At 69.6% G+C, this 14255-nt stretch carries 9 protein-coding genes; 5 read left to right on the forward strand and 4 right to left on the reverse strand.

The features are described 5' to 3' along the window. Nucleotides 1-108: 108 nt before the first annotated feature. Together H5J31_RS16875 and H5J31_RS16880 are read left to right on the forward strand one after the other, a co-directional pair. The gene (locus H5J31_RS16875) at nucleotides 109-720 is read left to right on the forward strand and encodes a TetR/AcrR family transcriptional regulator (RefSeq protein WP_181773533.1); all 612 of its coding nucleotides are present in this window, start codon (nucleotides 109-111) and stop codon (nucleotides 718-720) included. Then, a complete protein-coding gene (locus H5J31_RS16880) occupies nucleotides 717-1781 on the forward strand; it encodes a DmpA family aminopeptidase (RefSeq protein ID WP_181773534.1) in 1065 nt (354 codons plus the stop codon). The genes H5J31_RS16875 and H5J31_RS16880 overlap by 4 nt, the downstream gene beginning before the upstream one ends. 4 nt (nucleotides 1782-1785) lie before the next feature. Here H5J31_RS16880 and H5J31_RS16885 read toward each other — a convergent pair whose 3' ends face one another. Next, nucleotides 1786-4563 carry an AfsR/SARP family transcriptional regulator gene (locus H5J31_RS16885; RefSeq protein WP_181773535.1) on the reverse strand — a complete coding sequence of 926 codons (2778 nt, stop codon included), beginning with the start codon at nucleotides 4561-4563 and terminating at the stop codon, nucleotides 1786-1788. A 76-nt stretch (nucleotides 4564-4639) separates the two neighbouring features. Beyond that, complete coding sequence (locus H5J31_RS16890; RefSeq protein WP_207898166.1) at nucleotides 4640-5521, reverse strand: aminoglycoside phosphotransferase family protein; 882 nt, start codon at nucleotides 5519-5521, stop codon at nucleotides 4640-4642. Between the two features lie 231 nt (nucleotides 5522-5752). Between H5J31_RS16890 and H5J31_RS16895 the strand changes: the two genes are divergently transcribed. Both H5J31_RS16895 and H5J31_RS16900 read left to right on the forward strand, forming a co-directional pair. Beyond that, nucleotides 5753-6961 (forward strand): 3,4-dihydroxy-2-butanone-4-phosphate synthase, encoded by a 1209-nt coding sequence (locus H5J31_RS16895; protein ID WP_181773536.1) that lies wholly within the window; start codon nucleotides 5753-5755, stop codon nucleotides 6959-6961. Beyond that, complete coding sequence (locus H5J31_RS16900; RefSeq protein WP_181773537.1) at nucleotides 6961-7401, forward strand: PaaI family thioesterase; 441 nt, start codon at nucleotides 6961-6963, stop codon at nucleotides 7399-7401. The genes H5J31_RS16895 and H5J31_RS16900 overlap by 1 nt, the downstream gene beginning before the upstream one ends. A gap of 70 nt (nucleotides 7402-7471) precedes the next feature. On the opposite strand, the gene H5J31_RS16905 is transcribed toward H5J31_RS16900, so the two are convergent. Both H5J31_RS16905 and H5J31_RS16910 read right to left on the reverse strand, forming a co-directional pair. Continuing rightward, nucleotides 7472-9289: a proprotein convertase P-domain-containing protein gene (locus tag H5J31_RS16905; RefSeq protein ID WP_181773538.1), complete on the reverse strand. Its 1818-nt coding sequence runs from the start codon at nucleotides 9287-9289 to the stop codon at nucleotides 7472-7474. A gap of 87 nt (nucleotides 9290-9376) precedes the next feature. Next, a complete protein-coding gene (locus H5J31_RS16910; protein WP_181773539.1) occupies nucleotides 9377-11335 on the reverse strand; it encodes a S8 family peptidase in 1959 nt (652 codons plus the stop codon). Between the two features lie 171 nt (nucleotides 11336-11506). On the opposite strand from H5J31_RS16910, the gene H5J31_RS16915 reads away from it, so the two are divergent. After that, on the forward strand, nucleotides 11507-14254 hold the full coding sequence (locus H5J31_RS16915) for an ATP-binding protein (RefSeq protein ID WP_181773540.1): 2748 nt from the start codon (nucleotides 11507-11509) through the stop codon (nucleotides 14252-14254). Nucleotide 14255 lies beyond the last annotated feature (1 nt).

Raw genomic sequence — 14255 nt, forward strand, 5'->3', positions numbered from 1 at the left:
CTTCGAAGAACTGTTGAGCACGCATCAAAGGCCCTTCGCGGTGCATCGTCAAGACCTGATCCAGATCGATACTTGCGTTTTTCGAACAAGATTCGAAGAATGGATCCCATGGCGAGACCGAGCAAGGCACCGGAGCGACGGGCCGAACTGATCGAGGTGGCCCGACGCGCCGTCATCGACCGCGGGGTGCTGAACCTGCGACTGCGGGACATCGCCGAGGGCGCGGGGCTGTCGTCCGGCTCGGTCCTGTACTACTTCCCGACCCTCGCCGACCTGCTCCAGGAAGTGCAGCGCGAGGCGGTGGCGCGCTTCTGCTCGGCGAGGGAACAGGCCGCGAGCGCGAAGGGGAACCCCACCGGACGGCTGCTCTCGATGATCCGCAGCGGCCTGCCCACCGGTCCCGACGACGAACTCTGCGTGCTGCTCTACGAACTCGGCACGATCGCCCGCCGCGATCCCGTGTACGCCGCCCGGCACATCACGCTCTACGAGCAGCAGGTGCGGATCTACACCGGAATCCTCGAAGCCGGCGCGGCCACCGGCGAGTTCACCCTGACCGCGGACGCGGTGTCGATCGCGCGGAACCTGGTCGCGCTGGAGGACGGCTACGGCCTGCACCTCACCCAGGCCGTGCCGACGCTGGAAACCGCGACGGCCGAAGCGATGTTGCTGTCCTACGCCCGCACCGCCACCACGAACCCCCTGGAGGACCGTTCATGACCCGCGCCCGCGATCTGGGTGTCCCCCTGCCCGGCCGCACCGGCCCGCACAACGCGCTCACCGACGTCCCCGGCGTCGAGGTCGGCTACACGACGCTCGTCGAAGGCGAGTCGGTGCGCACCGGTGTCACCGCCGTATTGCCGCGCGGACGCGAGGATTTCGCCGTGCCGTGCGCGGCCGGGACGTACGCCCTCAACGGCAACGGCGAGATGACCGGCACCGCGTGGCTGGCCGAAACCGGATCGCTGACCCTGCCGGTGCTGATCACCTCCACGCACGCCGTCGGCGCTTGCCACCGCGGCGTGATCGACTGGGTGGTGCGCGAACGGCCCGACGTGGCCGCCGAATGGCTGCTGCCGGTGGTCGCGGAGACCTGGGACGGCTACCTCAACGACAGCACCGCGCCGACCGTCCACGGTGAGCACGCTATCGCCGCGATCGACGCCGCGCGGACCGGCCCGGCCGACGAAGGTTCCGTGGGCGGCGGGACCGGGATGACCTGTTACGGCTTCAAGGGCGGCACCGGCACGGCATCCCGCGTCGTGTCCTACGGGGACGACGAATACACCGTGGGCGTGTTGGTACAGGCCAACTTCGGCTCGCGCCGCGAGCTCACCGTCGCCGGGGAACCGGTCGGGCTGGAGCTCGGCGACGACAACCCGATGGAGGAGGCGTGGGCCGCGCCGGCGGGCGCGGGATCGGTGATCGTCATCGTCGGCACCGACGCGCCGCTGCTGCCGGGCCAGTGCACGTCGCTCGCGCGCCGGGTCCCGCTCGGCCTCGCCCGCACCGGCACCGCGGGCTCGCATTTCTCCGGCGACCTGTTCCTCGCGTTCAGCACCGCGAACCCGGGCGCGCTGACCAGCAGGTTCCCGCGGACCGAAGAGGCCGAGTACGAGAATCTGCGCTTCGTGCCGTGGGGCAGGCTCGACCCGTTCTTCGAAGCCGTGGTGCAGTCGACCGAGGAAGCCGTGCTGAACGCGTTGTTCGCCAACGACGAGATGACCGGCCACAACGGACACCGGGTCCCCGCGCTGCCGACGTCGCGCTGGCACGGCTAGCCGTCTAGGACGCGGACAGGGCACCGAGCAGCCGGTCGCAGGCGGCCGCGCTGCTGCGGTTGCCCGCCCCGGTGAACTGCGACGACGCGCCGGTCAGCACCTTCGTGGCGGCCTGCCGCTCCCCCAGCGTCGTGTAGGTCCGCCCGATGTCGAGCCGGACCTGCGCCGCGCAGAGTTCGTCGGACAGCGATTCGAGCAGTTCGAGCGCGCGGCGCAGGCACGACATCGCGCCACGCGGGTCCTGCCGCCGCAGGTGCAGTTGTCCTTGCCGGCGCAGGACGAGTGCCATCCGATGCCGGTCGTCGAGTTCGACGCAAAGCCGCCAAGCCGCGTCCAGTTCCGCTTCGGCCTCGTCGAGCAGCCCGAGTTCCGTGCTCGCGACGGCGTGCGAGGTGTGGAGATGGGCCATACCGAGCACGTCGCCGATCTCGGTGAAGATCGCCAAGGCGTGTTTCGCCGTCGCCCTCGATTCCTCGGGCCGTCCGATCGACCGCGCGACGACACAGAGCCCGGTCAGCGCCCTGGCCTTGCCGGCGGGATCACCGATACGATCGCTGATCCGGTACGACTCGTCGAGTGCCTTGGCCGCCTCCTGATAGTCGTCCCAGTAAAGGTGGATCTGGCCGATTCCGCGCAGCAGCGCGGCTTCCCCGCGTGCGCATCCCGACGTCGTCGCCGCTTCCAGTGCGCGCCGATGGCAGCGAGACCATTCCGCGTACAGTCCACTGTGGTCGAAGTACGAGGCGGCCACTACGGCGATTTCCCAAGCCAGCTCACCGAGTCCGGCATCGGCAGCGTGGAAGACAGCGGCTTCCAGGGCGGGGAGTTCGGTCTGGAACCACGAAAGCGGTTCGGTCACCGGCGTTTCGCCGAGCGGGGTACGGACGGCGTCGCCGGGCTCGGGCCGGAGAACGCTGCTGGGCAACCGATCCGCGGCCTTCTCCGCGAGCCAAAGCCACCCGCCGAGTACCCGTTCGACGGCGTCCGCGCGTTCGTGCTCCGGCTCGGCGGCGACCTCTTCGACAGCGAAGGCGCGCAAGAAATCGTGTACCCGATAGCGCGGTACACCGGCTCCGCGCGAGACCGGCTGGATCATATGCCGGTGCCGCAGATCTTCGAGTGCGCCGACGGCGGAATCGGGCTCGCCGCCATCGGCCAGAGCAGCCGCCCAAGCCGGGAAATCGGCCGCGGGCAGAAGGCCCAGCCTGCGGAAGAGGCGCTGCCGGTCCGGAGCGAGCTGCCGGTAGCCGAGGGAGAGACTGCTGCGGACGGCGAGATCCCCGGCCCGCAGCCAATCCAGCCGCCTGCGTTCGACGGAGAGTTCGTCGGCGACGTCGGCGAGTTTCCAGCCGGACCGGTCGCCGATCCGGCTGGCGACGATCCGCAGCGCCAGCGGGAGGCCCCCGCAGTATTCGAGAACCTGCTGAGCGGCAAGGGATTCCTCGTCGATCTCGGTGAACCTGGAGAGTAACGCGGCCGCGTCGCCGGGTGGCAGGACGTCGACCGGGACCGGGCGGCCGAGTTCGAGGCCGTCCAAGGCGAATCGGCTCGTGACGAGCACCGCGCAGCCACCACCGGCGGGCAGCAACGGCCGCAACTGGGCCTCACCGGCGGCGTCGTCGAGGACCAGCAGGACCCGGCGCCCATGGACCAGGCTCCGGAACAGGCCGGCGCTCTCGTCGACGTCGGCCGGGATCGCGTCGGAGGGAACGCCGAGCGCACGCAGGAAACCGGCGAGCACGGCCTCCGGTGACCGCGGTTCGTTCGTGGTGCCGCGCAGGGCGGCGAACAGCCTGCCGTCGGGATAGGCGTCGGCGACCTGGTGCGCGAGCCGGACCGCCAGCGAGGACTTCCCGATCCCGCCGGCACCGGTGAGCATCAGGACGGGCGGCGTCTCGCGATCCTCGTCCGGCTCCAGTTCGGCCAGCAGTTCCGCGACCAGCGCGTCCCGGCCGACGAAGTCCGGGATCCCCGGCGGAAGCTGGCTCGGCACCGAGGATTCGCGATAGGCGGGATACTCGCGCGCCGTCATGCCCGGGCCGTCGCGCAGGATCTCGCCCTGAAGCGCGCGGATCGCCGGGGACGGCTCGACGCCCAGCTCGTCGACCAGCCTGCGGCGCCACTTCCCGTAGACGTCGAGTGCCTCGGCGGTGCGCCCGGCTCTGGCGAGCGCGGTCATGAGCTGCCCACAGGTCCGCTCGCGGAACGGGGCGGCGGTCAGCATGTCGCGCAGTTCGGGCACCAGCCGGTCGTGTTCGCCGAGTCTGAGTTCGGCCTCGGCCCGGTCCTCCAGCACCGAAAGCCGCTGGTCCTCCCAGCGCGCGATGACCTCGGCCGTCACGGGGACTCCGGCGAGCACCGGCCCGCGCCACAATTCGAGCGCGTCCTGGAATCGCTGGGCCGCCTCGCGATGACATTCGCGGGCGAGCAGTTCACGCCCCTGGGCGGCCAGACAGGCGAACCGGCCGGCGTCGGTCTCCGGCGGCCTCGCGTTGAGCAGGTACGCGGTTCCCCTGGTCAGGATCGGCTGGTCGCCGTGAGGCGAGCGCAGGGCGCGGCGAAGTCCCGAGATCAGGCCCTGGACCTGCACTTTCGCCGACGCGGGCGGGACGTCGCCCCAGAGTTCGTCGATGATCCGGTCGCAGGAGACCAGCTGTCCGGCCTCGACCAGCAGCAAGGCGAAGACCCGGCGTGCCTGCGGCGGACCGAGCGGGAGATCCACCCCTTCCCATTCGGCGGCCGGCTCCCCCAGTAAGCGATAGAAGCGTTCCCCTGTCCCCATGAAGCCCCCTTCGATGTGACATCGAAGTTCAGAGTGTCACAGCTTGGTGGGCGATGGTGTCATCCGTTCGGGGGAATCAGCGGGTCAGCGCGAGCAGTTCGTCGATCACCTGCTCCGGACCGCCGTAGGTGACGTGCGCGATGACGAACATGGGCGCGACCACTCGACTCCACTCGAACAGTCTGTCCCCGTCGAGTCCGCATGCCGTCGCCACCAGCCGGCAACGGGCCTCGACACCCTCGTGTCCGGCGCCGGACACCACGTAGTCGACGGCGTCGAAGCACGGATCGCCGACACACGCCTTCGGATCGATCGCGACCAGACCGCGTGACGGGCCGCCGTCCAGGGCGTTCCCGAGGTGCAGGTCGCCGTGCAGCAACACCCGTGTCGACTGGGTGTCCAGCAAGGTCTCGCAGCGCCGGACGGCGCGCTCCCAGGTGGCCTGGTCGATCCGCGCGCCGATGGCCGGTTCGGACAACCTCCGGCCGATCCGGCCGAAGGACTCCTCGAACCGGCCGCGTAGATCCGACGGCCAGTGCGGAGGCGCGGGCACGGCATGCAGCGCGGTGAGCAGATCACCCCACAACCGTGGCAAGAACTCCTGTTGCAGGTCTTCGGCCTCAGTGCCCGGCCGGACTTCCTCCAGCACCATCGCACCGGCCTCCTCGTCCACGGCCAGCACGGCCGGAACCCGGCCCGACGGCGCGAACACGCGCAACATCTCGACCTGTTTGGTCAACAGGGCCTTGTCCGGGCTGAGCTTGAGAACCGCGGGTGTCCCGTCGGTCCATTCACAGCGCAGGGCGACCGAGGAGGCGCCGCTCTCGAAGAGTTCACCAAGCGCGAAGCCCCACCGCGACGCCAGGTGCGCGGCTCGGGCCGGCACCTCCGCGAGCCACCCCTCGGCATCGGGACCGAAACGGCTCACCAGCCGCGCGCGTACGTCTTCCATGTCCATGCCGACAGCTTGCCCAACCGACTTGGCCGCGTGGCTCGAAAGTGATCCACAAAGTGGCTATGATCGGCTCGTGGTGCGATTCCACGGTGCGGCCGTACAGTCGGCCGGTTCCGCCGAAGGGGTGGAACGACCCGGTGCGATTCCGGGACCAGGCGGTGAGACCCCGCGTCCCCTGTGTCCGGCCGTCGCCGGGTTTTCTGGGGTACGGCGTCAAAACGGGGTGTTGATTTCATGTTCACCGGTCGAATCGGCGAGCTGGGTGTCATCGAACAGGTAGAAGGCGACGTGCTGCGTGTGCGGGCGCCGAAGAGCGCGGACCGCGTCCGCGATGGCGGATCCGCGTGTGTCAACGGGGTACGGCTCACCGTGCGGCCGGTCGACGGCGTCCTGGAGGCGGTGCTCTCCGCGGAGACCCGTCGCCGGTCGACGTTCGACACACTCGCGGCCGGGGACGACGTCAACATCGAGACGCCCCTTCAGGTCGGCGACCCGCTGGACGGCCACCTGGTCCAGGGCTACGTCGACGCCGTCGGCAAGGTGATCCGGATCGACGACGAAGGCGGCGCCCGCCGGATCTGGCTCCGGCCGCCGCAGCGGCTGCTGGACAGGCTGCTCGCGAAGTCCCCGATCGCCCTCGACGGCGTCAGCGTGACCATCGCCGAGGTATTGCGTGACCGGATTTCGGTCGTACTGCTCCCGATGACCCGTTCGGCCACCACACTCGGCGATCTGAAGGCCGGGGACCGGGTGAACCTGGAACTCGACCTGGTCGGCCGCTTGGTGGAGAAGGCCCCTCCTTCGGAGGTGGGTAAGGCATTGCCTCAGCTGCCGTGGGCCGGCCGGGTCGACGGACGCGCGGGCGTGGAGAAGGTGCTGCGCCAGCTCGCCGCCGGTGGCGGTGTCATCGTCTGGGACCCGGAAACCGAGGGCGAGGGCGACGTGATCTTCGCCGGCGCCCGCCTCCGCCCCGAATCGTTCACCTTCCTGCTGACCCAGGTCTGCGGCTTTCCGGCGGTGCCTTGCGCGCCGGAAGTGCTACGGCGCCTCGAAATCGAGCCCATGCCCGGCGAAGGCGACCGGCAGGGGACGGCTTGGTCGATCCCGGTCGACCTGGCCGCGGGAACGGGCACCGGCGTGTCCGCGGCCGAACGTGCCGCCACCGTGCGAAAACTGGCCGATCCGGCCGCGACCGCCGGGGACTTTCTCCGTCCTGGACACGTGTTCCCGCTCGCCGCCAGGCCAGGTCTGCTCGCCGACCGATCCGGGCACACCGAAGCGACGGTCGCGTTGTGCACCGCCGCCGGCCTCACCCCGGTCGGCGTGTGCTGCGAAGTGATGAACCCCGACGGCACTATGGCGGGCAGCGCCGACCTCGAAGTCGCGGCGCTGCGCTGGGGAATGCCCATGGTGGATTTGGCCGATCTGAAAGCGTGGCTTTGATGACCGCATTGACCCTCGAAGACGCCCGGAAGGGCCTCGCCTCACAACCGTTCAGCGTTCTACTCGGTGCCAGGGTGGCCTCGTTCGGCGACGGCGCGGCGGCCCTGGAACTCGACATCCGGGAAGACCTGTTGCAGCAGAACGGTTTCGTCCACGGGGGCGTACTCGCCTATGCCGCGGACAACGCGATCACCTTCGCGGCCGGGACCACCCTGGGCCCGGCCGTCCTCACCGGCGGATTCAGCATCAACTATCTCCGGCCGGCGCAAGGAATCCGGCTCGTGGCGAAGGCACAGGTCCTGCACAACGGCCGTCGGCAGGCCACCTGCCGTTGTGATCTCTACGTGGTCGGCCAGGACGGGACCATGACACTCAGTGCCGCGGCACAAGGGAGCGTGGTGACCAGGAATCGCCCGGCCCCTGATTCACGCGGGGAGTGACGTCGGCGCGAGCGGGTTCTTCGCCGGATGTCCGAAGAACCCGCTCGCGCCGGGTTTCGCTTGCCGTGAATCAGAGTGCGATGGTCCATCGTTCGAGGGTGCCGGTATCGCCGGGGCCACCGTCGTGGATGGACAGGGTCCAGGTTCCGCTCGCTCGTTCGGTGGTCTGGATGTTGTAGGTGGTGGTGCCGGCGAGGGGGTGGCAGGTGTAGCCGCCGTAGCGGTGGATCACGTGGTTCTGGCCTGATGGGCCGGTGAGGGTGATGTCGAGATCTTCGATGCAGCTGTGGCTCGCGTTGATGGTCAGGGTGAGTGGAGTGCGGGCGGTTCCGGCGGCGGTGGAGGTCACCTTGCCGGCGGTGGTCTGGAAGTCGCGGATGGGGGCGTTCGCCGTGGCGGTGAAGGTGCGGCTGGTGTCGTTGGCGCTGGTTTGGACGGTGACAGGCGCGCTGGCGGCGGAGAGATTTCCGTTGGCATCAACGGCTTTGACGGTGAAGGTGTAGGTCGAGGCGGGGGCGAGGTCGCCGACGGTGGCCTTGGTGGTGGTACTGGTCGCGGCGAGGGTGGTGCCGTTGTAGATCCGGTAGCCGGTCACGCCGACATTGTCGGTGGAGGCGTTCCATTCGAGGGTCGCCGTGTTCGAGGTGATGCCGGCGGCGCGGAGGGACGTCGGGGTCGTAGGTGCTTGGCCGTCCCCGGACCCGGCCGCGGTGTGGAGGGTCAGTCCCCATTTGCCGAGCGCCTCCCGGACCGGCTGGAACAGGGATTGGTCGCGGGCGCCTCCCGGCGAACAGGAGGAGTAGCCGCCGGAGTGCAGCCCGACGGCGCGGGTACCGGCGAGCCAGGCTCCTCCGGAGTCACCGGGGAGTGAGCAGGCGGTGGTGTGGGTGATTCCTTCGAGGGTGGCCATGGTGTAGACCACTGTCTGGTCGACGGCGGTCACCTTGCCGCATTGCCACCCGGTGGTGACACCCGCGTGACAGACGGCCTGGTTGACCAGAGGATCCGTGGCACCGGTGACCTCGACCGCCGGGCCGCCGGAGGTGTTCACCGAGGACGAGAGCCCCCAAGACGGCTCGGTGACGCCGACCAGTCCCATATCTCCTTCGCGACCGAAGACACTGTGTGTGCCGCCGACGTTGGAGGTGCCGATCCTGTTCTGCTGGCCGTCGCTCCCCCAGGCCGGTTGATCCACGTCGTTGGTGCAGTGCCCGGCGGTCAGGAAATGCTTGCCGCCTCCGCCGTCGGTGGCCGGGAATCCGATCGAACAGTTCGCTTCGCCGCCGGGAAGCCACCGGCCGCCGGGCCGCACGTCGCCACCTTGCGGGCTCGGGCGTTCGGTCACATAGGTGATGCGCACCCCGTCACCGAGGCCTGCGACGTCCTTGCCGAACTTTTCGCTGATCCGGTCGTGGGCGGCCGCGGTGATCCGTACGGTGACGGTGTCGGTGACCGGATCGATGCCCCATCCGGTCAGGCCCGGCACTCCCCCGGCGGCGAGACGTGCGACGTCCGAACTCAGCCGCCTGAGTTCGGCGCGGTCGCGAGTGACCTTCACCGGCGTGGCGCCCAACGCCGCGGTCTGGGCGGCCGCCTGGTCGTCGGTGACGGCGACCAGCAGCCTTCCGGTCGCTTCGTCGAGCCACGAGCCAGGGCTCTGTTCGCGGATCCGCGCGGGGAGGGAGCGGTTGATCTCTTCGGCCGCGTCCTGTGCCAGAAGCCGGGCGGCGGCCGCGTCGTGACTGATCCCGAGGTCGCGGGACAGCGCGTCGAGCATCGTTGCGGGCGGGGCACCGGGCGGCTGCGCGGGGAGTACGGCGGCCGCCGGTAGCGCGGTCAGGACGAGGGTGGCCGTGCTGAGGAGCGCGGCGAGAGTGGATATGCGCATGGTCGTCTCCTGAGTGGGCAGGGCGGGGGCGGGGTCCCCGGGGATGCGGGGACCCCGCCGGTCACGCTCGGGGAAAGGCCGGGCCGGTCAGCGGCGGGTGATGCGGATGTCGTCCACGCCCGCTTCGACCAGGCTTCCGCCCGCGGCGTCGGCGGCCTCGACCGCGATCCGGATCGTTTTGCCCGCCAGCGCGGTCAGGTCGGCGGTCGCGGTGGACCACTGTGCGGCCGTGTCGGCGGTCCCGGTCTTCTTGTCGAGCAGAACGGTCGCGCCCTCGGCGGTGACGGCACGGACACGGAGGTAGTCGGCGCCCGCGGAATTCGACAGATACCCCAGGTACCACGACAGGGACACGGACAGCTTTCCGTTGGCGGGCAACTGGATCGGGGCGGACAGCGCGCTGGTGACGCCGCCGTCGAGGTCGTTGTCCCCCACCGCCGCGCCGGCCGCGGAACCGGTGACCAGAGCCCGCGTACCGCTGGTGGTGTCACCGCGCTGCATGGTCAGCGAGTTGAAGCTCGTCGCGGCGGGGTCGGCCACCTCGAACCGGCCGGCGGTCGCCGTGTCGGAGGCGGCGGGGTTGATGCTCCAGCCGCCCGCGGTTTCGAAGTCCGTGGAGTAGACCGGGGTTTCCGGCTCCGGGTCGGGGTTGGTGCTGCCGGACACCGCGGCCAGGGCGTTGGCGATGCCTTCGCCGAAGTGCGAGTTCTTCGCCGGTGTACCGGTGCACCGGGAGTCGCCGGACGGGCAGGGCGTGTCGATCGCCTGGGTCAGCAGCATCGTGCGCAGCTGGTCGGGGGTGGCTTGCGGATGCGCCGAGGCCAGCAGGGCCACGACACCGGCGGCGTGCGGCGACGACGCGGAGGTCCCGTTGAACGTGGTGTAGCCGCCGCCCAGCGCGGTGGTGTTCACCATCGCGGAGCCTTCTCCGCCGGGACCGGTCAGTTCGACCGTGTCGAGACCGTAGTTGGAGTAGTAGGCCAGTTTCTTGTCGATCGTGTCGGCGGTGACCGAGACGGCGTTCGGCAGATCGCCGGGCAGGAACAGACCGGGCTCGTTGTCGAGGTTGGTGGAGTAGTTCCCCGCGGCGGCGACGGTGACCGTGCCCTTGCCCCGGGAGTAGTCGACGGCGCGCTGGACGCCTTCGATCACCGCGGCCTGGTCGGGGTCCGCGGGGTTGTTGAACATGATCGGGTCGACGTAGTAGCTGTTGTTGGTGACCTTGAAACCGTGGTCGGCCGACCACATCAGGCCGCAGACCACGTTCTCCGGGAACATGTTCCCCGACGGTTCCATCACCTTGACCGCCGCGATCCGCACGTTCGGGGCGACACCGACGACGCCCTTGCCGTTCTTCGCGGCCGCGACGATGCCGGCGACGGAGGTACCGTGTCCGGCGGCGGGCGCCCCGGCATCGGGTTCCCACGCGCCGGGTGCGGTGTCGGCTTTGCCGTAGAGGCAGGACACGGAGTTCGCGGCGTCGAAGTTGTCCCGCAAGTCCTCGTGGCCGCCCTGGACACCGGTGTCGAGGATGCCGACGGTGACGTTCCGGCTGCCGGGGTTGATCGCCCAGGCCTTGTCCGCGCCCATCTGCTGCATGTTCCAGTCGACGGGCTCGGCGGGAGCGGCGATCGACCTGCCCAGCTGAGGCTCCAGGAAGCGACGCGCGGTCGAGTTCCGGTCCGCGGTGGCCGGACGGGTGCCTTCGGTGGGGACGTCGTAGCCCGCGCGGGTGTCGCCGACCTTCTGGACACCGGCGACCTTGCGCATCTTGGCGGCGAAGTCATCGGCACCCGAATGCGCGAGGACGACCCCGATCGGCGCGTAGCCGGCACGTACTCGCCCGCCGTTCGCGGTGACCGCCTGGGTGACGGCGTCGATGCTGCCGGGGCTGGTCAGCACCAGGTAGGCACGCACGCTCTCGTCCATCTCGGAAGCGGTCGGCGATGTCGCGGCCGCCCCTGGGGCGGACAGGGCGGTGATCGCGACGGCGATCGCGATCGTGGCCGCGGCTCTCGTCCGGGAACAGCGCAGACTTCGGATCATGGCGGGGAACCTCCTCGATGAAACGTCCGTTCATCAGGCATCTGACGATCCGCAGTGGAGGCGGAGACTTCAATCCGTGGCGACACGCAGGAAACGACCCCGGTTCCACGCACTAAAAACGGCAGGACATTTCCGCTTGTCCGCCCCCTCGCCCGTGCTTACGGTGTCGGGATGGACACAGGACAGGCGGAGGAGGCGATCGTCCGCCTGATCGCCCGCACATCCGCGATCGTGCTGGTGGAAGGAGAACTGGGGGTCGGCAAGACCCATCTGCAGGAACGGTTGCGCGCGCGGTTCACGGCGGATTCCCGGATCGTCCTTTCAGGACGGTGCGCTCCCTTCTCCGGTGAACTCGAACCCGTGCTGGAGGCGGCGCTCAGCACCCCGAGGGTTGTCCCCCGCCATGGCGGTCCCGTCCTGGGCGCGCTCGCTCCCCGGCTACCCGAACTCGCCGATCGGCTGCCCCCGCCACTTCCGCCCTTGCCCGACCCACGAGCAGACCTCGCTCGCTGTTTCCGCGCTTTACGCGAACTCTTCTCCTCGACGGCGCCGACGGTGCTACTGCTCGATGACATCCAGTGGAGCGATTCCGCCACCCGCGCCTTTCTGCGCTATCTGTGCACGCGGCGGTCACCCGCTTTGTCGATGGTGCTCACCTATCGCCCGCACAGCGATTCCCCGCGCCTCACCCACTTCGCCGGCCGGGGCTTTCCCGTCGAAACGGTTTCACTCGGTCCGCTTGACGAGACACGAGCCACCACACTGGCCGAAACACTTTCCGGCCAAAGTCCGCTTCCTCCTTCGTTGAGCCGTTCATTGCCCTTGGCCGAGGGACTGCCGTACGCGATCAGCGCTCTCGTTCGCGAGAAGGGCAGACCTTTGCCGACGGCGGTACGTGACGTCCACGCCGAGCAAGTGCGGTTGTGCGGCAAGGAGGTGCGAGCCGTGCTCCGCGCCGCCGCCCTCTGCGCGGACGGGGTCACCGAGGACGAGTTGCGCTCGCTGTCCGGTCTGGGGCGGAGCGCGATCAGCGTCGCACTACCGGAGGCGATCGAAATCGGGCTCCTGCGGGAAACACGGCCGAATCACTATGGCTGGCAACGCGAAGTGGCGCGGCGCGCCGTCCACGAGGCGACGTCCCCTCCCCTGCGACGAGGACTTCACCGTGCGGCCGCGTCGCTCCGTCCACATGACACGGTCTTCACCGCTCACCATCTCCGGTTGGCCGGCGACACCGGCCAGTGGCTCGAGTACAGCCGGCGTCACGCCGACATCGCGATGAGCGAAGGCGACTGGAGCACCACGGTCCAGTTGCTCCGGGCCTTGCTTCGCCACGCCGAGCTCACCGACCCCGACCGCGTCCATCTCGCGACCACGCTGAGCCGCGCGGCCTTCGACGGACTCGACTGCGACCAGATCGTCTCCACGGTCCGCGAGATCCTCGCCGAGGTATCCCTTCCGCCTGCCACCCGGGGCGAGTTGCGCAACAACCTGGGAATCCTTCTGCTCAGCCAATCCGGAGAACACGAGGAGGGGTACAGGGAGCTGGAGAAGGCCGTCGATGAGCTCCGGGACGGCGATCCGCCCCTCGCGCTCAAAGTGATGTCCTCGCTTGCGATTCCCTACACCGGCCACCGGCATATCGATACCCACCTCGGCTGGCTGGAGCGACTCGACCGCGGGCTCGGCCCGGCATGCCTGCCCGACCCGCTGACCGCCGCGACCATCCAGGTGAACAGGTTGACCACGTTGATGACCATCGGCGCGCCCGAGGCGTGGGAGGCCGCCGAGGTCGTCACCAGCGACACCGACGACCCGCAACTCGCCAGGCAGCGGATGCGCGGCTGCCTCAATCTCACCGACTGCACCAGCTGGCTGGGCCACTACGCCGCGGCGAAACGCTATCTCACTCGCGGCCGCACGTGGTCCCACCAGCTCGGGGCCGACTACCTGTCGGAACAACTCCGTGTCGCGGCGGTGTTGCTGAACTGGCTGCGAGGCGACTGGCGGAACCTCCGGACCACCACCGAAGCACTCGTCGACAGGTACGACTCGCTCCCCCTCGTCGCCTCCGAATGCCGCCTCGTCGCCGGAGCGCTCGCCCTGGAACACGGCGACTGCCAGGCCGCGGTCGCGCTACTCGCGGACGTGAGCGCGACCCGGCCGCGTACGGCGGCCGCACCACCGGTCGGCGCCACCGCGGCGGCGCTGCTCGCCCGTCACCACTACCACCGCGGAGCCAAAGCCGCGGCATTACGAGAACTCGACGCCGCGTTGCGGGTCATCCACGACACCGGCATCTGGGTATGGGCCAGCGAAATCGCGCCTATCGCCGTCGAGCTGCTGCACAACGCCGGACGCCGCGACCAGATCCCGGAGCTGCTCTCGGCCATGGAGGCAGGCCTCGAAGGCAGGGACGCGCCCGCGGCGATGGCCAGTCTCGCCCTCAGCAAGGCGATGGACCTCGACCTGGGAGACGGAGCACCCGACGACGTGCTCGGACTTTACGACGCCGCGCTGGACTCCTTCACCGATGTAGGCCGCCCCTACTGGACCGCGACAACGCACGTATGGCGTGACCGGTACCTCCACACCGAACTGCAGCAGGACACGGACGATCTCGCCATCGCCGTCGACATCTTCAGCTCCCTGGGAGCCGCCGTGTCCGCGCGTCGCGCCCAGGAGACACTCGACAACCGCAAGCCCCGGCGCCGCGGCAGGCCGAGCTATGGCACCACCCTCTCTCCACGCGAGACGGAAGTCGCCCAGCTCGCCTGTGCCGGCCGTACCAACTCCCAGATCGCCACCCGGCTGGGCCTGTCGGTGCGCACGGTCGAACAACACATCGCCCATGCCATGCGCAAAACCGGCGCCGCGTCACGCTACGAACTCGCCAATCCCGTCGAGGCCACGAGCTAGT

It is taken from the genome of Amycolatopsis pittospori, assembly GCF_013870525.1.
Lineage (GTDB): Bacteria > Actinomycetota > Actinomycetes > Mycobacteriales > Pseudonocardiaceae > Amycolatopsis > Amycolatopsis pittospori.